Here is a 20,562-nt window from a genome sequence, read left to right on the forward strand (position 1 = left end):
GCATGGACGGCGAGCGGGCCCGCGCGAGGTTCCGGGGCGAGCGGGTGGCGCGGCTGGCCACGGCGAGCGGCGACGGGACACCCCACCTGGTGCCCGTCACCTTCGCCGTGGTCGCGGACCGGGTGGTGACCGCGATCGATCACAAGCCGAAGACCACCACCGACCTGAGACGGGTGCGCAACATCCGGGAGAACCCGCGGGTCAGCCTGCTGGCCGACCACTACGAGGACGACTGGGCCCGGCTGTGGTGGGCCCGCGCCGACGGCCTGGCCGTGGTCGTCGAGGAGGGGCCGGAGCGCGAGCCGGCGCTCGACGCGCTGGCGGCCAAGTACGGCCAGTATCGCGAGCACCGGCCCGGCGGCCCCGTGATCCTCGTGGACGTGACCCGCTGGAGCGGCTGGTCGTTCACTCCGTGATGGTGACGGGCCGCTTCAGCAGCCACAGCGCGGCCCGCTGGAGCATCGCGCGGTGCACCTCGTTGTCGTACGACCTGGTGTCGTGGCCCAGCGCGTCGTAGAACACCCGGCCGCGCCGCACCGGCCGCGCCCAGACCAGCGGCTGGCCGTTCGAGGACGCCAGCGGCTCGACGTCCGGCAGGATGTCGAGGTCGCTGTAGACCTCGTCCACCACGTCGAAGTCCCGCAGCCCCTCGACCACCGGGTGATCGCCGTGCACCCGCACGCCCGTCCACCCCAGCGGGGGATGGTGGGACTTGGGCCAGGTCCAGCAGCCGCCCAGGACGCGCGGCCAGCCCTGCCAGTCGTCGAAGCAGATCGACGCCGAGTGCATGCACAGCAGCCCGCCGCCCCGGTCGAGGTGATCGAGGAGCGTGGTGCGGGCCTGCGCCGGTAAGGCGAAGCGCCACTCGTCACGCAGGTCGGCGAAGCGGTCGTGGTCCATCTGCCAGCGCAGCGCGTTGACGGTGATGAGCTGGACCTCCGACGGCTCGCTCAGCGCGCCCGCGATGTCCTCGGTGATCTCCGACTCGACCCCCACCTCGGCCAGCACTCCCGCGAGCGCTGCCGACGTGGCGGCGAAGTCGTGGAACGGGCCTCCTGACAGGATCAGATTTCTCGCCACCCGCCAAGCTCATCATGCTTACCGCGGCTTTTCCACCCATGGACCGTCGGCTGCCCCCACTTCTGCCCCCTCGCCGGTGACCGGGCATGATGCCAATCGTGGACTTCGAGGAGCACCGCCCCATGCTGCTCGGGCTGGCCTACCGCCTGCTCGGCAGCATGTGGGACGCCGAGGACGTCGTACAGGAGGCCTGGCTGCGCTGGCAGGGCACCGACCGGAGCGAGATCAAGGAGCCGCGCGCCTTCCTGGTGACCGTGGTCTCGCGGCTGGCGCTCGACCAGCTGCGCTCGGCGCGGGTCAAGCGCGAGGCGTACACGGGGCCGTGGCTGCCCGAGCCGGTGATGACGGCGCAGGCGGGGCCGCTGGACACGGCGGAGCTGCGGGACACCGTCTCGTACGCGACCCTGCACATGATGGAGCGGCTGTCGCCTCCGGAGCGGGCGGTGTTCGTGCTGCGGGAGGCCTTCGAGCTCCCGTACGACGAGATCGCGGAGATCGTCGGCATCTCCGTGGCCAACGCCAGGCAGCTGCACCGCCGGGCCTCCGTCCGGCTCGCCGAGGGGCGCGACCGGTTCCACCCGTCGGCCGAGGACCACACCGAGCTGCTGACGAAGTTCATGGACGCGGCGGCGGGCGGCGACCTCGCGGCGCTCACCGAGCTGCTGCACGAGGACGTCGTGTCCTACAACGACGGCGGCGGCAAGGTCAGGGCCGCGCTGCGGCCGATCCTCGGGCGCCACAAGGTGGTGGCCTTCCTCAACGGCCTGCTCAGCCGTTACGACTTCGCCGACTCCCGGCTGATCGAGCTCAACGGCCAGCCGGCCCTCTGGACCCGGGTCGCGGGCAACCGCCAGGTCGTGCTGATCGACGTCCACGACGGCCTCATCACGCGCATCTACGGCCTGCTCAACCCCGACAAGCTCACCCGCGTCACCCCCGACGCAGAGGTCGCGGCACTCCCGCACGATCTATAGTCGCCCCTATGGATCTCGGCATCTCGGGCAAGGTCGCCCTCGTCACCGGAGGCAGCGCGGGCATCGGGCTCGCCGCCGCCAAGAGCCTGGCACGGGAGGGCTGCGACGTCTGCGTCGCCGCCCGCAACCCGGAGCGGCTCGCGGAGGCGGTCGTGCAGTTGCAGGAGTACGGCAAGGTCGTGCACGCCGTGCTGGCCGACGTGGAGGACCCGGCCGCGGCCAGGCGGGTGGTCGAGGAGACGCGTGACGTGCTCGGCCCGATCGACATCCTGGTGGCCAGCTCCGGCGGGCCCCCGTCCGGCCGCTTCGACGAGACGAGCCTGGCCGACTGGGACGTCGCCGTCCAGCGCAACCTGCTCGGCACCGTACGCCTGCTGTACGCGGTCCTGCCCGAGATGCGCTCGCGCGGCTGGGGCCGCATCGTCACGATCACCAGCAGGTCGGCCCGCGAGGCGCTGGACGGCCTGGCCCTGTCCAACGCCACCCGCTCGGCCGTGGCCGGCGTCGTGCGCACGCTGGCCCGCGAGGTCGCCGGCGACGGCGTGCTGGTCAACAACGTGATGCCGGGCCCGATCGACACCGATCGGCTGCGGTCGCTGGCGGGCGACGAGGAGGGGCTGGCCCGGCGGGGCGAGGCGGTGCCGATCGGGCGCGTCGGCCGCCCGGAGGAGGTCGGTGACGTGGTGGCGTTCCTGGCCAGCGAGCGGGCCTCGTTCGTGAACGGGATCTCGATGCTGGTGGACGGCGGCGAGAGCCGCGTCATCGCGTAACGGGCGTCACTTCCGCACCAGCGTGCGCGCGATCGCGGCGGCCCAGGGCTCGTCCGCCTCCGGGAGCTCGACGTAGTACGTCAGGTTCGCCCGGTGGAAGCAGGCGCCCATCAGCATCGACGCGGCGGCGTCGGCGTCGATCCCCTCGTCGAGCCGGCCGCCGCGCTGCTCGGCCCGGAGGATCTCGGCCAGCGCCCGGATCGGCAGGTGCGGGCCCATGTCGCTGGCGGCCAGCATGCCCCTGAACCCCGCCATGAGCGACGGGTCGGCCAGCAGGCCGGAGGCGATGGCCGCGGCCTTGGTGTAGAACTCCAGCGCCATCAGCGCGAACTCGGCCAGGTTGCCGGCCAGGTCGCCCTGCCCGGTGCTCCTCCGCAGCCGCTCCAGCGCGGGGCCGAGCGCGGGCAGCCGCTCCAGCAGGACCGCGAGGAACAGCGCCTCCTTGCCGGCGAAGTGCTTGTAGAGCAACGCCTCGGAGCAGCCGGCCTGCTGGGCGATACGCTTGGTGGTGGCACCCGCGATGCCGAACTCCCGAATCGCCTGCTCGGCGGCGTCGATGATGCGATCGCGTGTACGCATCCGACCATGATATGAGCGAGTGCCTACCGACTCCCCCGCACATGACATGCTTCCAGTAGGGACGAGTGGGGAGAAGACATGGACAAGCCGGTCATCGTTACCGTTGATGACGATCCGGGCGTCTCACGGGCGGTGGCCCGCGACCTGAGACGCCGCTACGGCCAGGAATACCGGATTGTCCGCGCCGAGGCGGCCCGGGACGGCATCGAGGCCGTCCGGGAGATGCGGCTGCGGGGTGACGAGGTGGCGGCCATCCTGGCCGACTACCGCATGCCGCAGATGAACGGCGTGGAGTTCCTCGAGGCCGCCATGGACTTGTATCCGTACGCGCGCAGGGTGTTGCTGACCGCCTACGCCGACACCGACGCCGCGATCCAGGCGATCAACGTGGTGGATCTGGACCATTACCTGCTCAAGCCGTGGGACCCGCCGGAGGAGAAGTTCTACCCGGTGATCGACGGCCAGCTCGACGCCTGGATGCGCACGGACCGGATCGAGCGGTCCGAGCTGCGGGTGGTGGGCGACCGGTGGTCGGCTCAGTCGTACAAGGTGCGTGATTTCCTGGCCCGCAACCACGTGCCGTACCGGTGGATGCTGTCGGAGGACCCGGAGGGCGAGCAGCTGGTGAAGGCGGCCGGCGAGGGCTGCCACCTGCCGCTCGTGGTGACCGCGGAGGGCACCACCCTGGAGTCGCCCGACCAGGCCACGCTGGCGGCGGCGGTGGGCCTGTCGACCACGCCGGCCACCGACTTCTACGACCTGATCGTGGTCGGCGGCGGGCCGGCCGGGCTCGGCGCGGCCGTCTACGGCGCCTCGGAGGGGCTGCGGACCGTGCTGGTCGAGGCCTACTCCTCGGGCGGCCAGGCGGGGCAGAGCTCCAGGATCGAGAACTACCTGGGCTTCCCCGACGGCGTCTCCGGTCAGCAGCTCGCGGACCGGGCGCGCAGGCAGGCGCTGAAGTTCGGGGCGGAGCTGCTGACCGCGCGCAAGGTGGTCTCGCTGGAGCCGCGCGGGCAGGCGCGGGTGGTCGGGTTCAAGGACGGCGGGGAGATCGCCGCGCACGCGGTGATCCTGGCGACCGGCGTCACCTACCGCCGGCTGGACGCGCCGGGGCTCGACGAGTTCACGGGCCGGGGCGTCTTCTACGGCGCCGCCCTGACGGAGGCGCCGTCCTGCCAGGACACCGACGTGTACATCGTGGGCGCGGCCAATTCGGCCGGGCAGGCGGCCGTCTACCTGTCGGGATTCGCCAGCAAGGTCAACTTGTTGGTGAGGGGTGACGGTTTGGAGAAGTCCATGTCGCACTACCTCATCGAGCAGATCGCCGCGATCCCCAACATCGAGGTGCACCTCCAGACGGAGGTCGTCGGCGGTGAAGGCGACGACCACCTCGAGCGGCTGACGCTCTCGACCAAGGGCGAGCAGCGCACGGTCGACGCGCAGTGGCTGTTCGTGTTCATCGGGGCCGAGCCGTACACGTCGTGGCTGGGCGAGACGGTCGAACGCGATGAGAAGGGGTTCGTGCTGACCGGGCCCGACCTGGTGCAGGGCGGGAAGCGGCCGCGTAACTGGCCGCTGCGGCGCGAGCCGTACTTCCTGGAGACGAACGTGCCCGGGGTGCTGGTCGCGGGTGACGTACGCGCCGACTCGATCAAGAGAGTGGCCTCCGCCGTCGGCGAGGGCGCGATGGCCGTCGCGCTCGTGCATCGCTACTTGGAGAAGCAATGACCAACATCGACATCGATGAACTGCGCAAACTCTTCCTCTTCGAGCGGCTGAACGACGAGCAGCTCACCAAGCTGGCCAACAGCGGCCAGGTGCGCACGTTCGGCCAGGACGAGGTGATCCTCCAGCAGGGCGACCCGGCCGAGTGCTTCGCGGTGCTGCTCGAGGGCGAGATCCAGATGATCAGCGAGACGGTCAGCGCCGGGACCGTGGCGATGCCCCGTACGTCGCAGCCCGGCGTCTACGGCGGCGCCACCAGCGCCTACCTCGGCGACCGGGCGCCGCAGACGTACCAGCACACGCTGCGGACCACCGCGCCGACGCGGATGTTCATGCTGCCGGCCAAGAAGTTCGCCTACATCGTGGCCGAGTGGTTCCCGATGGCGATGCACCTGCTCGACGGCATGCTGTCGGGCGGCCGGATGCAGCGGGAGATCATCGACCGGCGGCAGCGGCTGACCGCGCTCGGCACGATCACGGCCGGGCTCACGCACGAGCTGAACAACCCGGCCGCCGCGGCGGTGCGCGCCGCGAGCGAGCTGCGCTCGCTGATCAAGACCTCGCGCCTCCAGCTCGCCCAGCTCGCCGAGGAGGGCATCCCGCCGGAGAAACTGCGCATGATGATCGAGTGGCAGGAGTCCTGCACGGACAACCTGGGCAAGCTGCCCCAGCGCAGCCCGCTGGAGGCGTCCGACGCCGAGGACGAGCTGGGCGACGCGCTCGACGAGCTGGGCATCGAGGACGCGTGGGACCTGGCTCCCGCGCTGGTCATCGCCGGGTTCACGCCCGAGGCGCTGGAGAAGATCCGCACCAAGGTGGGTGAGGAGCGCGCTCCCTCGGCGGTCCAGTGGCTGGCCAAGGCGATCGAGATCTCCCAGATGCTCAACGAGGTGACCGAGGCCACCGAGCGCATCACGTCGCTGATCGGCTCGGCCAAGCAGTACTCGCAGATGGACCGGGCGCCGTTCCAGCAGGCCGACGTGCACGACCTGCTCGACAGCACGGTCGCGATCTTCCGCGGCAAGATCCCCCCGGGCATCACGGTGGCCACCGACTACGACCGCACGCTGCCGCCCATCCCCTGCTACGCGGGCGAACTCAACCAGGTCTGGACGAACCTCATCCACAACGCGCTCGACGCGATGGGCGACGGGGGCACGCTCACGATCCGCACGGCGCACGACGAGGACGAGGCCATCGTCGAGATCGGCGACACCGGCCCCGGCGTGCCCGAGGCGATCAAGGACCGGATCTTCGAGCCGTTCTTCACGACGAAGAGCGTGGGTCAGGGCACCGGTCTCGGCCTGGACATCTCGTACCGGATCGTGGCCGGGCGGCACGGCGGGGAGATCAAGGTGCGCTCGGTTCCGGGCGAGACCTGGTTCGAGGTACGGCTGCCGCTCCGGGAGCCGGTTGTCGCCGTCTCTTGACCTTACTCTTGTCAGGACGCTTCCTTACCGCGTGTAATGGTTGACCGAAATGCGGGAAGGAGGCGTGCCCGTGAGCGCGTCCGAGACGGTGACAGGTTCGCGGTCCCTGAACGGTCTCCTCCGGGTGCTGGGCGGGATCGAGCGGCTGGGCAACAGGCTGCCCCATCCGTTCTGGCTGTTCGTCATCCTGGCCGCGTTACTGGCGCTGGTCAGCTGGGGTCTGGCGGCGGCAGGGGTGTCGGCGGTCAACCCGGCGACGGGCAAGACCGTCGTGGCCAAGAACCTGCTGTCCGCCGACGGCGTCCGGATGATGGTCGGCGACGCGGTCACGAACTACACCTCGTTCCCGCCGCTCGGCACGATCCTGGTCGTCATGCTCGGCGTCGCGGTCGCCGAGCGCTCGGGGCTGCTGGCCGCCGTGCTGCGCTCCGGGGTGTCGAGGGTGTCGCCGAAGTGGGTGACGTTCGCGCTGGCGTTCACCGGCATGGTGGCGCACGTGGCCTCCGACGCCGCGTACGTCGTGCTCATCCCGCTCGGCGCGCTGGCCTTCCGCGCGGTGGGGCGCAGCCCGATCCTGGGCATCGTGGTGGCGTTCGTGTCGATCTCGGCGGGCTACGACGCCAGCCCGCTGATCACGCCGACCGACGCCATCCTGTCGGGGCTCACCACGGCCGCCGCGCACACCGTCGATCCCGCCTACACGGTCACGCCGCTGGCCAACTACTTCTTCTCGCTGGCCTCCTCCCTGGTGCTGGCCGCCACGATCACCCTGGTCACCGAGCGCGTGCTGGCGCGCCGGGTCGAGTCGATGCCCATCGACCCGGAGCCCTCCCCCGCCTCCTCCACCTCCTCCACCTCCTCCACCTCCACCGCCTCCCCCGGCTCCACCGGCTCCTCCACCTCCTTCGACGAGGATCTGGGCGCGCTGGCGCTCAGCGTCTCGGAGCGGAAGGGGCTGCGGGCCGCGTTGATCGCGCTCGTGGTGTACGTGGCCGCCGTGGTGGCGGCCGTGCTGCCCGCCGGGTCGCCGCTGCGCGGCAAGGACGGCGGCATCGTGCAGTCGCCGCTGCTCACCTCCATCGCGATCTTCCTCGCGCTGGCGTTCCTGGCCGTCGGGTGGGCGTACGGGAAGGCCGCCGGGACGATCACCGGCAGCCGGGACATCCCCGGTTTCATGGCCCACGGGTTCCGCGAGATGGCGCCGATCCTGGTGCTGTTCTTCGCGATCTCACAGTTCCTGGCGTACTTCAAGTGGACCGGCATCGGCGAGATCATCGCGATCGACGGGGCCGGCCTGCTGAAGTCGGCCGGGGTGAGCGGGCCCGTGGTGTTCCTGGGCATCCTGGTCGTGGTCACCCTGATCAACCTGGTGGTGACCAGCGGGTCCGCGCAGTGGGCGCTCGTCGGCCCCGTCTTCGTGCCGATGCTGATGCTGCTGAACATTCCGCCCGAATACACCCAGGCCCTCTACCGCATCGCCGACTCGTGCACCAACGCGATCACGCCGATGAGCCCGTACTTCGTGATGGCGCTCGGCTTCCTCCAGCGCTACCGGCGCTCGGCAGGGATCGGCACACTGGCCTCGATGACCATCCCGCTCTCGTTCACCCTGCTCGTCGTCTGGACGCTGCTGTTCTTCGCATTCTGGTGGCTCGGCATCCCGCTCGGCCCCGGAGCGCCGATTCCTTAGAAAGGACCTCGTGTTGATCACCGACTGGGCCCGGCAGGCCCTCCCGGCCATGCTCGACGACCTCAAGGCCACGGTGGAGCTGGAAACCCACAGCTACGACAAGGCCATGCTGGTCAAGGGGCTGCGCGAGATCCGCGGCCGGGCCGTCGAACGCCTCGGGACGCCGGACGAGGAGGTCCTGCACGACGGCGGGTCCTACGGCGACATCCTGGAGCTGACCTACCGGGGCACCGCGCCCGGCACCGTGCTCATGCTCAGCCACTACGACACCGTCTGGCCGACCGGGACGCTGGCCGCCTGGCCGTTCGCGGTGGTGGACGGCAAGGCGACGGGGCCCGGCGTGTTCGACATGAAGACGGGCCTCGTCCAGTCGATCTGGGCCCTGCGCGGGCTGCGCGAACTCGGGCTGCCGCATCCGAGCGTGCGCTACCTCTTCAACGGGGACGAGGAGATCGGCAGCCCCGCTTCCCGCGCGCACATCGAGGCGGCCAGCGAGGACACGCTGGCGACCCTGGTCTTCGAGGCCTCCCAGGAGGGAGCGCTCAAGACCGCCAGGAAGGGCGTGGGGCTGTTCAACGTGAGCGTGACCGGCGTGGAGGCCCACGCGGGGCTCGACCCGTACGCGGGGGCGAGCGCCATCCACGCCCTGGCCGAGATCGTCACCACCCTGGCCCAGGCCGGCTCCCGCGAGCGCGGCACCACCGTGAACGTCGGCCTGATCAGCGGCGGCACCGGGCGGAACGTGACGGCCGGGGACGCGAGCTGCGGAATCGACGTACGCGTCACGGATCCGGCGGAGATGGGACGCATCGACGACGTCTTCGCCGGCCTGAAGGCGTCGGACCCTCGGGTGACCATCTCGGCCACCGGGGAGTGGAACCGCCCGCCCATGACGCCGAACGCGGCCTCCCAGCGGCTGTTCAAGGAGGCGCGGGAGGTGGCGGCCGGGTTCGGATGGCTGCTGGACGAGGTGTCGGTGGGAGGCGCCAGCGACGGGAACTTCGTCTCGGCACTGGGCCGGCCGGTGCTGGACGGGATGGGCGCGGTGGGGGACGGGGCGCATGCGCGGCACGAGCACGTGCTGGTGGAGCACATCGCGGAGCGCACGGCGCTGACCATGGGCCTGATCACCGCCCTCGCCTGACAACCACCCCCTGGCCCCGAACGGGACATGACCTCGGGACGGGCCAACCCCGCCGACCCCCGAACGGGACGTGGCCTCGGATGGGGCAGCCCATGCGGCCGGGTCACCGCGTGCGGCACGTCAACGGCCCGGTTGGCGCATGTCCTCGCCCGACGACCCCACAGCGGCCCCCGAACGAGACACGACCTCAGAGCGGCCCAACCCCGCCGACCCCCGAACGGGACGTGGCCTCGGGACGGGGCAACCCCTGCGTCCGGGTCACCGCAAGCGGCACGTCAACGGCCGGGCCGCCACAAGCGGATCTTCAACGGCCCGGTCGGCGCATGCCCTCGCCCAACGACCCCACAGCGGCTCCCCCGGAGACGCCTTTCAACGGGTCGCTGATCCACCTCCAAGCGCCTCGACCTGGGTCTCCGCCCGGACCTCCGGCGCCCATTCCACGGCCGTCTTGTCCTGCAACTCGGGATTGGGCAGCCCCTCCGGGCGGGACGCGGGGAGTCAGCCGAAGACGCGGTCGCGGGTCAGGTCGAGGGCGGTCAGCACGGCGCCCTGGAGCACCGCGTTGCCCGTGACCGTGCTGGCGCGGACCTCGGTCGGCGCCGGGGCCAGGGCGCGCAGGTGGTCGGCAACCAGCTCGGCCAGCACATCCCCACCCTCATGCCCCGTCGTCCCGCCGAGGACGACAAGCCCCGGGTCGAGGAGGGTGGCGTAGGCGAAGGCACCCTGGGCGATCCGCCGGGCGAGCTCGTCCCGGTCGAACCTCCGTATGATCTCGGCGTTCAACAGCTCGCAGAACGCCACGCCCCCGACCTCCAGGAACCCGATCTCCCCCGCCCCGCCCGACGCACCCCGGCGCAGCCGGCCCTCGAGAACGACCGCCGCTCCCACCCCGTCGTCCAGCCAGAGGAGCACGAAGTCCTCGCTCCCGGCGGCGGCTCCGGTGCGGAGCTCGGCGATGGCGGCCAGGTTGACCTCGTTCTCCAGGATCACGGGCACGCCCAGGCGCTCGCGTACGGACCCCATCATGCCGGGCCGCCACCCCGGCACGTCGTTGGGTGACACCAGCTCCCCGTGACGCGGATCGACCAGCCCCGGCGCGCCGACCACGACCGTGTCCAGCGCGCGTCGCCCCACCGCGCCCCCGACCACCTTTGCGATGAGGGCCGCCAGGTCGGCTCTCGCGCCGATCGTCGTGCTGGCCTCGCTGACCACTCGCCCGGTGATGTCGGCGACCGTGACGTTGACGGCGTCGCGCCGTACGTCCACCCCGGCCACGTGGGCCCGGTCCGCCACCAGTCCGTACAGGCGAGCGTTCGGGCCCCGCCGGTCCTCGCCGCTCTCGCCGGTGATCTCGACGAGGCCGCCTGCCATGAGCCGTTCGATCAGGTCGGACACGGTGGGCCTGGACAACCCGGTCAGCGTGCGGAGCTGCGGCGCGGTCAGCGGGCCGTGCTCCAGCAGCAGGTCGAGGGCCAGCCGGTCGTTGATCGCTCGGGCCAGGGCGGGGGTGGCGGTCTTCACGGTCCTCATAATAATCAGGGACCCTGCCTGAAACCTCTTTTCATCAGGAAGCCTGCCTGATAATTTTCAGGCCATGAGCCATCAACGTGCCATCGCGGCCGTCTTCGTCGCGCACGGCGCCGTAGCCGGCAGCCTGTCCACGCGCATCCCCTGGATCCAGGAGCACCTGCACCTCAGCCCAGGCGCCCTCGGCCTCGCGCTGCTGTGCCCGTCGATCGGCGCCTTCGTGGGCATGCCGATGGCCGGCCGCCTCGCCTACCGCTTCGGCAACCGCGCCGCCACACGCGTCCTCCTCGCGCTGTGGTGCGCGGGCCTGGCCCTCCCCGCGCTCTCGCCGTCGCCCGTGTGGCTGTTCGGGGCGTTCCTGCTGTTCGGGGCGTCGGCGGGCATGTGCGACGTCGCCATGAACGCGCACGCCGTCCTCCTCGAACGGCATCTCGGCCGCTCGATCATGTCGGGGCTGCACGGCATGTGGTCCGTCGGCAGCCTGGCCGCCGGCGGACTCGGCGCCCTGGCCGCGCATGCGGGCATCGACGCCCGAATCCACCTCGGGGTCATGTCGCTCGCGTTACTCGGCCTCGGGGCGGCGGCCGGGCGCGGTCTTCTCCCCGACAGCGGGATGACGGGTTCCGTACGCGACGCGCCTGCGCCACGGCGCTTCGCGCTCCCCACGCGAGGGATCCTGGTGATCGGGCTGGTCGGGTTCTGCGCGACGTTCGCTGAGGGGGCCAGCTCGAACTGGTCCGCCGTCTACCTCACCGCCGTCACCGACGCCGGCCCCGGGTTGGCCGCCGCCGGATACACCGTCTTCATGCTCTGCATGGCGAGCGCGCGACTGCTGGGCGACCATGTCATCCGCCGGCTCGGTCCGGCGGCGACGGTCAGGGCCGGCGGTGCCGTGGCGGCGGTCGGCGGCGTCCTGGTGGTCGCGGCCCGAACGCCCGCGCTCGGTATCGCCGGGTTTGCCCTGGTCGGACTGGGGATCGCGGTTATCGTGCCACTCGTGATCGCGGCGGCGGGCAACGCGGGAACGACTCCGGGCGAGGGCGTGGCGGGCGTCGCGACGATCACGTACCTGTCGGGCCTGATCGCCCCGGCCGTGACGGGCTGGGTCGCGGGCGCGCTCAGCTACCCCGCCGCGTTCGCGCTGATCACGTGCGTGGTCGTGCTGCTGACGTTGCTCGCCCCTGTCTTGCGCCCTTCCCGCACCTCTCCCCCGGAAAGAGCCGTCCGTATCGACGCCCAACCCTGACAACCTGCCGACCTTGCTCGCACTCCTCCATCAGAAGGAGCCGTCCGTGTCGACGCCCAACCCTGACAACCTCCCGAGCTTGCTCGCACTCCTCCATCAGAAGGAGCCGTCCGTGTCGACGCCCACCCCTGACGACCTGCTGATCGACGAGGCTCTCGTACGCCGTCTGCTGGCGGCGCAGTTCCCCCGGTGGGCCGATCTGCCCCTCTCCCCCGTGCCGCGGTCCGGGATGGACAACACGACGTTCCGGCTCGGCCCGGACATGTCCGTACGATTGCCGCGCTATCCCCGGTGGGTCGGCCAGGTGGATCGCGAGCACGAATGGCTGCCGCGGCTCGCCCCGCACCTGCCATTGCCGATCTCCGAGCCGCTCGCGAAGGGCGAGCCCGGCGAGGGTTACCCGTTCCCCTGGTCGGTCTATCGGTGGCTGCCTGGTGAGACCACGGAAGACCTCGCCGATCCCGTCGAGGCGGCCAAGGAGCTGGCGGGGTTCGTGAACGCGCTGCAGCGGATCGACGCGGCCGGCGGCCCCGGGCCTTCGTGGAGCAACGCGTTCCGGGGCGTGCCGATGGGCGACGAGCGCGACTCGGTGGCCGTCGAGGCCCGCGTACGCCCCAAGATCGAAGCGCTACGCGGGCTCGTCGACACCGGCGCGGTGACGGCCGTGTGGGAGGCGGCTCTGGCGGCCCCCGCCTGGGGCGGCCCGCCGGTGTGGATCCACGGCGACCTCGCGCCCGGGAACCTCCTGACCGTCGAGGGCAGGCTGAGCGCCATCATCGACTTCGGCACGCTCGCCGTCGGCGATCCCGCCGTGGACCTGCTGCCCGCGTGGACGTTCCTGCCTCCGACGGCTCGGGACGTCTACCGGGAGACGCTCGGCGTGGACGACGCCACGTGGGCACGGGGCCGCGGCTGGGGCCTCGCGTCGTCGCTCCCGGTGCCCGACGACCCCTACTACGCCGATCCGGTACGCGTCGACAGAGCCCTGCGCCAGCTCGACGAGATCATCACGGACTTCCGCGCCACCTGAAAAGTGCGGGATCTTTGGCCCCGAGGACGCCACCCGCCCGAACCGGGCTGCTCTGGCGGGCATTGCGGCCAACTCGGGCGGAGGGCGCAGGCCCAATCCTGTTCATCTTGCTCAGTTGAGATAGAAAAGGTGCTCAACTGGGCGATCGGGGCAGGAACGACACTCGAAGAGGTAGACACTGCCCCCGCCCGACACCATCAGGCCGGGCGGATTGTGCGCGGCCTCGGCTCGTTCGGACCTCGAAAGGTAGATCTCCGGCCCGCTGTCGTCGTCGGGCCGGTCCTCCACCGGGAGCCAGGTCCGCCAGGACTCCCCGTCGAACTCATCACAGGCCACGGTCAGAAGATGCTGGATGGGCTGCCCGCACCTCTCGCAACTGAGCCAGGTCGTCGGGCCGTTCCATCCGTGCGGATGACCGCCGACTTTGGTTCCGGGGGCCGCACTGAGGTGGTAGAAGTACGACCACCCGGCAGTCTCCTCGAACCGGCGCAGCCGGTCATCGATCTTGTTGTGCACTTCCTGCGGTATGTCGTCCCAGTCGGGGTACTCCGTCACCTGCTCCGGGTGCACCACGCAGGGGATGGGAACGTGGCCCTCGGGAGCGTCAGCGGGTGCCGGGGGTGTGACGAGCACACGGCGGACGTCAGCCGCGTTCCTCCAGCGCACCTGCGGAAGGGGGCAGCGCTCGGCGGGCTCCTCCCCGTGGTTGAACGGGCACCACAGCACCTGGAGCAGATCGCTTCCCCGCGGGAACGGCACACCGGGCGCGTCCGCCGCGTAGAGCTGCACGACCGGCACCATGGGCACCACCGCCTCGTGGCGGGTGGCGTCCTCCAGACCGTCGTCGAAGTAGTGGTCCTCGGCGCACCACGGCCAGGGCTCATCGGCCGGCCACCTCAGCGGCCCTCCGACAGAACTGTCCTCGTACGACGGGTTTCCCGCACGCGGATGCAGCCGGAGCGCGTTTCTGCCGAGCGGCTTCAGCTCGGGAAAGAGTTCCTCCACAGCTACCGGCCGAGGCGGAGTATGGCGGGCCATCATTCACTTCTCCGATGACGTTCCGTTCCGGACGCGAGGACCTTATCGGCTGGGTCCGACACATGGTGCGGCGCGCTGATGGCGCCGTCGCCGGGCGAAGACGGCCTCATGCCTGGATGAACGGCTATGGCAAGCTGCGACGCTGCACGTCAAGGTCTGGAGAACCGGCTCACCACCCGCCGCCTCAGCGTGTGGCGGGGATGTCCACCCAGTCGCCGGTCGTCGCGAACGATGGTTTCCCCGACATCGAAGGCGAAGGTCAGCACCAACCGAGCCTATGTGTGAGGAACAGACAGGGGCCGTATGGTCGGATGAGGTCCGGGATGCCTCCGGTATTGCCGGCCTTGCCTGGCATGCGGTCGGGTGGCCGAAACCTGGAAATGGCTCGCGGCACAAAGCGATCGGTCTGGCATGGGTATGGTGTTTTGCATCCAGAGCGGAGGATCTTCCACCCGGGTGGAAAATCCTTCACCCGCGTATAAGGGCGCCCGCCGGTCTGCACTTCCTGCGGGTTCTCATCCGAAGTGGCGGGTTCTCGGGCGCTCCGGCAAAAGCGGGTGGCGAGTTCTCAGCTGACGTGGCGAGGATTGCTTCCGGCCGCCGATGTAGGTGTTCGGCCCCGTCCTCGCAGCGAGTCGGTGGAGACATCGATCAAGGAGTGTCATGACCGTCGTCCTGGCCGTGGAGCCGACTGTGTCCGCGCCTGCGTTGCGCCTGCGACCGTGGCGAGGTGAGGACGCTGTGGCCCTCGTGGCGGCTCATCGTGATCCACTCCTGCGCCGCTGGTTGACCGCCCCTCTGCTCAGCGAGGCGGACGCCCGTCGATGGATCGATGATCAGAACGAAGGGTGGACCGCGGGCGTCCGATTCAGCTTCGCCATACTGGAGCGCAACAGTGGCGAGAGCGAAGCCGACCAGCCGGTCGGCCACATCGTGGTCAAGGGAGGCGCCGATCCCACGGCCGCCTCGGCGGAGGTGGGTTACTGGATCTCGGCTGAGGTCCGAGGCCGAGGAATCGCTCCGCGCGCCCTTGAGGCCGTTTCGCGTTGGGCGCTCGGCCCGCAGTGCATGAGGCCTCTGACACGCCTCGATCTGCTTCATGCCGTGGACAACCATGCTTCTTGCCGCGTGGCGGAGAAATGCCGATATGGCTTGCGCTCCGTACTCCCCGCCCAACCCCCCGGATTCCCCACCGAGGGGCACCTGCACGTACGCACGAACGCGGCGGCTGAATCCGTGAGCGTGGAGTAGCAGCGTCCCGTTTTCCGAAATCCGCCACTTCGCATGAGGCAGCAAGACCAGTGACCGTCCCGATGACGAATGGCGAACCGCAGGCCGGCGACGCGAGCGCTCGACAGTTCAAGGGAGAAGCCACACTTCCGCTCGCTTACCGAGGCATGGGAGGCCGAGCGCACCGAATGGGTAACGCTCACGGGGATCCGCCGCCTGATCGACAAGCGCGAGCTCGTCAACGGGACCAGTATGAACGCCCTTACAGGGGTGTAGCCGCCCACGATCGCGGTTCCTCCGGCGTCGCGGCCGGCACCTTCGATCGCTTCGCATAGGCGCCTGCCGCACCGATCCGCAGGCTGACCGTCCTCTCGCGGGCGGGAGAGGGCTCCAGCGAGCCCATCCGGTAACCACGCAACGAGCAGTCGACTGGCGAGCGAAGCGAGCGGGGTTTGGGTGGGCTCCAGCAGGTCAAGCCGGTAACCGGACAAGGGGTGGGGGCGGCGAGCGGGGTTTTCGGGGGATCGAAAGGGGCTTGCCCCCTTGGGAGGCGCTGTCTGGAACTCCTTGGCGCGAAGTGCCCCCTTCGTGGAAGGCCATGCGGTTCCCCTGAGGCAACCCCGGAGGCCCTGGGGGTTTTGCCGGCTGGCGTGGTACGCTCCCAAGCGAGCGCTTGGTTTAGTCGCCTGCCGAGAGGTCGCCGCATGAAGTTCTCGACCTTCCACCTCTTCCACCGCTTCGACGGCCATGGCTTCAAGGACGTCTATGACTACCATCTGGAGCTCGTCGAGCTGGCCGAGGAACTGGGGTTCGACGGGGTACGGCTGGCCGAGCACCACTTCCGGGACTACGGCGTCGTCCCCAACCTGTTCACGATGCTGGCCCACGCCGCCGCCCGCACCTCCCGCATCCGGCTCGGCACGGGCATCGTGGTACTGCCCCTGCACAATCCGGTTCACGTGGCCGAGGAGGCCGCCATGGTGGACGTGCTCTCCGGAGGGCGGCTGGACCTGGGGATCGGGCGGGGGTATCAGAGCTTCGAGTTCGAGGGGTTCGGGATAGACCTGGCGGAAGCGCGCGACCGGTTCAACGAGGCGCTGGAGGTGATCCTCGGGCTCTGGACGCAGGACTCGTACCAGCATGAGGGGAAGTTCTACAAAACCGGCTCCGAGGTGAGCCTCGTCCCGAGGCCGCTGCAGTCGCCGCACCCGCCGCTGCACGTGGCGGCCGTCTCCCCCGAAACCGTGACCATGTACGCCGAGCGCGGGCTGCCCATTCTCGCCGACCCGGCGGCGCCGTTCCGCAAGGTCGTCAAGGCGGCGGAGACCTGGCGGGAGACGGCCGCGCAGGCGGGCCACCCCGAGGGCGCGGAGCTGGTGGTGGCGCGCAGCGTGTACGTGGCGCCGACGCTGGAACAGGCACGCGAGGACCAGGCGCGGTTCGAGGCGTCGTTCGACCGCTCGCGGATCTTCAACGAACGTAGCGCCCCCATCGACCCGAAGACCGGCCGGGCCGCGCAGGGCTTCGAGTACTACCAGGATCGCTACCTCAAGGGCGGCACGCTGTCGACCGACTTCCGCTGGGAGCAACTGGACGTGATCGGGGACCCGGAGCGGGTGATCCAGCAGATCTCCCTCCTGCGGGACTCCGGCTTCTCGAACCTCCTGTGCGACTTCGGCAGCACCCGCCCGATGCCGCTGGAGGACATGAAGCGGATCATGCGCTTCTTCGCCGCCGAAGTCATGCCCGCGTTCCGGTAACCCCTCGGGAGGCTCAGATGATCCACAGCCTGTCCCTGTCAGACCTCCTCGCCGATCACGCCCGCAGCCGTCCCCAGGTCACGGCGGTGGTGGACGGGGATGTACGGCGTACGTACCCCGAGCTCGACGCCCGGGTGACCCGGCTCGCTGACGCCTTGGCGGGGCGGGGTGTGGCGGCCGGGGAGCGGGTGGTGTGGCTCGGCCAGAACTCCCACGCCGTGCTGGAGCTGCTGCTGGCCTGCTCGCGGCTGGGCGCGATCCTCTGCCCGGCCAACTGGCGGCAGTCGGAGGACGAGCTGCGGTTCGTACTGTCCGATCTGACCCCCAAGGTCGTCGTATGGGAGCCTTCGGACGCCACCACGGCCGTGTCCGAGAGCACGTGGGTGCGGGCCGGGGACGAGTACGAGGAACTGGTGGCCGGCGGATCCCCTAGGGACTTCCCGCAGGTGGACGACGGCGAGCCGGTCCTCGCCCTCTACACCGCCGCCTTCGACGGACGCCCCAACGCGGCCCTGCTCAGTAGCGCCGCCCTGGTCGCCCACAGCGCCTCACTCCTCGTCGTACGCCAGATGGAGCCCGGCTTCACGTTCCTCAACAACGGCCCCCTCTTCCACGTGGGCACGATGATGTTCTGCCTGGCCACGTTCCAGATCGGCGGCACGAACGTGTTCACGCCCGCCTTCGACCCCGAAGAGGTCTGCCGCCTGATCGACGCCGAGCGGGTGACGCAGGCGTTCCTGTTCGGGCCGATGATCGACGCGGTGACGGCCGCGAACGCCGGAGGCAAGTACGACCTGTCGTCGCTGAGGTTCGTCTCCCATTCGGCCGAGTGGGACAGCATGATCACGGTGGACGACTCTCCCTGGTGCCGGTCCAAGATGGGCGGGTACGGGCAGACCGAGGTCGGCGGGATGCTCACGTTCCTCGGGCTGGCCGATGGGGGCTCGGGGTTCGCGGGACGTCCCTCTCCGCTGGTCCAGGTACGCATCCTGGCCCCGGACGGGACCGAGTTGCCGCCCGGCGAGGTGGGCGAGATCTGCGCCCGCGGCAAGACCCTCTTTTCCGGATATTTCGCCCGGCCCGACTTAAATACGGCCAAGTCCGCGTACGGCTGGCACCACACCGGCGACCTCGGCCGCCGCGAACCCGACGGCACCATCACCTTCATCGGCCCCAAGCTCCGGATGATCAAATCAGGGGCCGAGAACATCTACCCGGCCGAGGTGGAACGCGCCCTCAAATCCCACCCGGCCGTGGCCGACGCCGCCGTCATCGGCGTCCCGGACCCCACGTGGCACCAGGCGGTCAAGGCCGTCGTCGCGCTCAAACCGGACGCCACCGCCACGGCGGACGAGCTCGTCGAGCACGTCAGGACGCAGCTGGCGTCGTACAAGAAGCCGAGCCACGTGGCGTTCGTGGACGCGATACCGAAGCGCGGCTTCACCCCCGACTACGACGCCCTGGACTCGGCACACGGCGGCGGCAACTACCCGGGCACCTGACCCCAGGCTGCCGCTACCGGCCAACGGCGGCATGGACGCGGGCGCATGGACGCGGGTGGACGGGCGCGGGAGGGCGGGCGCTGGACAGACGGGGGCGGCGGACGCGGCGTGCGATGGCTGGGGGCTTAGCCGGGCGGGTGTAGCCGGACGAGCCTGGATGGACAGCGGGCCGGGTGGGCGCGTGAGGGTGGACGCGTGAGGGTGGGCGTGGCCGGGTGGGCGTGGGCTGGGCGGATTGGGGCCAGGTGGGTGGTGGTTACAGGGGGAGGCCCGCTTCCAGGTGAGCTAGGGCTTTGTCGAGTTCGACCGAGGCGTCCAGACCCGGATCCTTTACCAAGTCAAGCCAGACCGCCATGAGCACCCCCACGATCGCCCCCGTGACATTACGAAGCTCCGGATCATCGGCCGGCCGGCCCTCCCGGGCTGCCAGTTGCTCGTGCATGGTCCTGACCACGCCGCTGATGTTGTCCAGGCTGGCCGCCCACAGCTCGGGCACCGTGAACATGAGCTTCTCCCGCTCCATGCTCTCCGCGAACTCCTCCGCCGTCTGCCCGGCCAGCATCACCCGCATCGCGGCCCGTATCGCCGGGACGGGCTTGAGGTGGGCGGGGACAGACTGGAGCGCTTGCATGAAGGGCGGGAACTGGTCGACCAGCACCAGGTCCTCTTTGGTGGCGAAGTAGCGGAAGACGGTGCTCGGCGCCACCTCCGCCGCCTCCGCGATCTGCTCGACCGTCGTCGCGGCGTACCCCTGCTCCCGGAAGAGCCGCAGCGCCTCCTTCTGGATCAGCGCCCTGGTCTTGGCCTTCTTCCGCTCGCGCAGGCCCGGACGATCGCTCATCAAATCTCCTTGAGCAAGGAAGCCCGTCCTTCAGGGCGGGGGTACGTGGAAACAATGCAGCGGCATCTAACATATGCACAGCGCGTAACTGATCGCGTACTAGAATTTTAACTGTGGCGCAGGCCGTGAAGCGGGCCTACCGATACCGCTTCTACCCGACCCCCGAGCAGGCTGACGAGCTTGCCCGGACGTTCGGTTGTGTCCGCCTCGTCTACAACAAGGCGCTGGAGGAGCGCACTCGCGCCTACGCCATCGAAGGGCGTCGCGTCTCCTACGGGGAGTCGTCGGCGGTCCTCACAGCATGGAAACGCAGCGGCGATTACGACTTTCTGTCGCAGGTCTCCTCCGTGCCGTTGCAGCAGGCGCTTCGCCACCTGCAGGCCGCGTTCGCGAACTTCTTCGCCAAGCGGGCCAAGTACCCGACATTCAAATCGCGCAAGAAGTCGCGAGTGTCGGCCGAATACACCCGCTCGGCCTTCCGCTGGCGCGAAGGCCGGCTGTGGCTGGCCAAGATGGACGCGCCGCTCGACATTCGCTGGTCGCGTCCGCTGCCGGAGGGCGTCGCCCCGTCCACGGTGACCGTCTCGCGCGATGCGGCGGGCCGTTGGTTCGTCTCCCTGCTCGTGGAAGAAACGTTCACTCCCCTCCCGCCGGTGGAGCAGACGGTGGGGGTGGATGCGGGCATCACCGCCCTGGCCACACTGTCCACCGGAGAGAAGATCGTCAATCCCCGCCACGAACGCCGCGACCGGCGCAAACTGGCCAGAGCACAGCGGGCGCTCGCCCGCACGGCCAAAGCGAGCGCCAACCGGGCCAAGGCTCGGCTCAAGGTCGCTCGCGTCCACGCCCGGATCGCCGACCGTCGCCGGGATTTCCTGCACAAGCTCACCACTCGGCTCGTCCGTGAGAACTGTGAGGATGGTGGTGTGCCGCTTCGAGCCCCGGCTTGACCCGCGCGAGAACAGACCATGGTGTCCTTGTTTGGATCTGTCGGCC

Annotated in this window: 17 protein-coding genes and 1 pseudogene; 13 read left to right on the plus strand and 5 right to left on the minus strand. The window is 70.1% G+C overall.

Features of this window, described 5'->3' with window-relative positions:
- Nucleotides 1-2: 2 nt before the first annotated feature.
- A complete protein-coding gene (locus AB0J87_RS22410; protein WP_363967820.1) occupies nucleotides 3-416 on the plus strand; it encodes a TIGR03668 family PPOX class F420-dependent oxidoreductase in 414 nt (137 codons plus the stop codon).
- On the opposite strand, the gene AB0J87_RS22415 is transcribed toward AB0J87_RS22410, so the two are convergent.
- The gene (locus AB0J87_RS22415) at nucleotides 406-1,080 is read right to left on the minus strand and encodes a ThuA domain-containing protein (RefSeq protein ID WP_363967822.1); all 675 of its coding nucleotides are present in this window, start codon (nucleotides 1,078-1,080) and stop codon (nucleotides 406-408) included. The two genes, AB0J87_RS22410 and AB0J87_RS22415, sit on opposite strands and share 11 nt — an antisense overlap.
- A gap of 89 nt (nucleotides 1,081-1,169) precedes the next feature.
- Between AB0J87_RS22415 and AB0J87_RS22420 the strand changes: the two genes are divergently transcribed.
- Both AB0J87_RS22420 and AB0J87_RS22425 read left to right on the plus strand, forming a co-directional pair.
- A complete protein-coding gene (locus tag AB0J87_RS22420; protein ID WP_363967883.1) occupies nucleotides 1,170-2,054 on the plus strand; it encodes an RNA polymerase sigma-70 factor in 885 nt (294 codons plus the stop codon).
- A gap of 8 nt (nucleotides 2,055-2,062) precedes the next feature.
- Nucleotides 2,063-2,824, plus strand: coding sequence for an SDR family oxidoreductase (locus AB0J87_RS22425; RefSeq protein ID WP_363967824.1), 762 nt, complete (start codon nucleotides 2,063-2,065; stop codon nucleotides 2,822-2,824).
- A gap of 6 nt (nucleotides 2,825-2,830) precedes the next feature.
- Here AB0J87_RS22425 and AB0J87_RS22430 read toward each other — a convergent pair whose 3' ends face one another.
- A complete protein-coding gene (locus AB0J87_RS22430) occupies nucleotides 2,831-3,403 on the minus strand; it encodes a TetR/AcrR family transcriptional regulator (RefSeq protein ID WP_363967826.1) in 573 nt (190 codons plus the stop codon).
- Between the two features lie 78 nt (nucleotides 3,404-3,481).
- Here AB0J87_RS22430 and AB0J87_RS22435 point away from each other — a divergent pair, with 78 nt between their 5' ends.
- From AB0J87_RS22435 to AB0J87_RS22450, 4 genes are all read left to right on the plus strand, one after another.
- A complete protein-coding gene (locus tag AB0J87_RS22435) occupies nucleotides 3,482-5,131 on the plus strand; it encodes an FAD-dependent oxidoreductase (protein ID WP_363967828.1) in 1,650 nt (549 codons plus the stop codon).
- On the plus strand, nucleotides 5,128-6,558 hold the full coding sequence (locus AB0J87_RS22440; RefSeq protein WP_363967830.1) for an ATP-binding protein: 1,431 nt from the start codon (nucleotides 5,128-5,130) through the stop codon (nucleotides 6,556-6,558). Before AB0J87_RS22435 ends, AB0J87_RS22440 begins: the two co-directional genes overlap by 4 nt.
- Before the next feature lie 70 nt (nucleotides 6,559-6,628).
- The gene (locus AB0J87_RS22445; RefSeq protein ID WP_363967832.1) at nucleotides 6,629-8,248 is read left to right on the plus strand and encodes an AbgT family transporter; all 1,620 of its coding nucleotides are present in this window, start codon (nucleotides 6,629-6,631) and stop codon (nucleotides 8,246-8,248) included.
- A gap of 10 nt (nucleotides 8,249-8,258) precedes the next feature.
- On the plus strand, nucleotides 8,259-9,392 hold the full coding sequence (locus AB0J87_RS22450) for a M20 family metallopeptidase (RefSeq protein WP_363967834.1): 1,134 nt from the start codon (nucleotides 8,259-8,261) through the stop codon (nucleotides 9,390-9,392).
- 498 nt (nucleotides 9,393-9,890) lie between these two features.
- On the opposite strand, the gene AB0J87_RS22455 is transcribed toward AB0J87_RS22450, so the two are convergent.
- Nucleotides 9,891-10,913, minus strand: a complete 1,023-nt coding sequence (locus AB0J87_RS22455; RefSeq protein WP_363967836.1) for an ROK family transcriptional regulator — start codon at nucleotides 10,911-10,913, stop codon at nucleotides 9,891-9,893.
- A gap of 73 nt (nucleotides 10,914-10,986) precedes the next feature.
- On the opposite strand from AB0J87_RS22455, the gene AB0J87_RS22460 reads away from it, so the two are divergent.
- Together AB0J87_RS22460 and AB0J87_RS22465 are read left to right on the plus strand one after the other, a co-directional pair.
- The gene (locus AB0J87_RS22460) at nucleotides 10,987-12,165 is read left to right on the plus strand and encodes an MFS transporter (RefSeq protein WP_363967838.1); all 1,179 of its coding nucleotides are present in this window, start codon (nucleotides 10,987-10,989) and stop codon (nucleotides 12,163-12,165) included.
- 112 nt (nucleotides 12,166-12,277) lie between these two features.
- Nucleotides 12,278-13,195, plus strand: coding sequence for an aminoglycoside phosphotransferase family protein (locus tag AB0J87_RS22465; protein WP_363967840.1), 918 nt, complete (start codon nucleotides 12,278-12,280; stop codon nucleotides 13,193-13,195).
- A gap of 111 nt (nucleotides 13,196-13,306) precedes the next feature.
- Here AB0J87_RS22465 and AB0J87_RS22470 read toward each other — a convergent pair whose 3' ends face one another.
- The gene (locus AB0J87_RS22470; RefSeq protein ID WP_363967842.1) at nucleotides 13,307-14,200 is read right to left on the minus strand and encodes a DUF1963 domain-containing protein; all 894 of its coding nucleotides are present in this window, start codon (nucleotides 14,198-14,200) and stop codon (nucleotides 13,307-13,309) included.
- A gap of 696 nt (nucleotides 14,201-14,896) precedes the next feature.
- On the opposite strand from AB0J87_RS22470, the gene AB0J87_RS22475 reads away from it, so the two are divergent.
- The 3 genes from AB0J87_RS22475 (at nucleotide 14,897) to AB0J87_RS22485 (ending at nucleotide 18,725) form a co-directional block, all read left to right on the plus strand.
- A complete protein-coding gene (locus AB0J87_RS22475; RefSeq protein WP_363967844.1) occupies nucleotides 14,897-15,484 on the plus strand; it encodes a GNAT family N-acetyltransferase in 588 nt (195 codons plus the stop codon).
- 683 nt (nucleotides 15,485-16,167) lie between these two features.
- Nucleotides 16,168-17,223 (plus strand): LLM class flavin-dependent oxidoreductase, encoded by a 1,056-nt coding sequence (locus AB0J87_RS22480; RefSeq protein ID WP_350724484.1) that lies wholly within the window; start codon nucleotides 16,168-16,170, stop codon nucleotides 17,221-17,223.
- 17 nt (nucleotides 17,224-17,240) lie between these two features.
- Nucleotides 17,241-18,725 carry an AMP-binding protein gene (locus tag AB0J87_RS22485; protein WP_363967846.1) on the plus strand — a complete coding sequence of 495 codons (1,485 nt, stop codon included), beginning with the start codon at nucleotides 17,241-17,243 and terminating at the stop codon, nucleotides 18,723-18,725.
- Nucleotides 18,726-18,981: 256 nt separating this feature from the next.
- On the opposite strand, the gene AB0J87_RS22490 is transcribed toward AB0J87_RS22485, so the two are convergent.
- Nucleotides 18,982-19,566, minus strand: a complete 585-nt coding sequence (locus tag AB0J87_RS22490) for a TetR family transcriptional regulator (protein WP_363967848.1) — start codon at nucleotides 19,564-19,566, stop codon at nucleotides 18,982-18,984.
- A gap of 113 nt (nucleotides 19,567-19,679) precedes the next feature.
- Between AB0J87_RS22490 and AB0J87_RS22495 the strand changes: the two are divergent.
- A pseudogene (locus AB0J87_RS22495) lies at nucleotides 19,680-20,477 on the plus strand (transposase); the annotation flags it as partial.
- Nucleotides 20,478-20,562 lie beyond the last annotated feature (85 nt).

The organism is Nonomuraea sp. NPDC049625, assembly GCF_040675285.1.
In the GTDB taxonomy this organism is placed as follows: Bacteria; Actinomycetota; Actinomycetes; order Streptosporangiales; family Streptosporangiaceae; genus Nonomuraea; species Nonomuraea angiospora_A.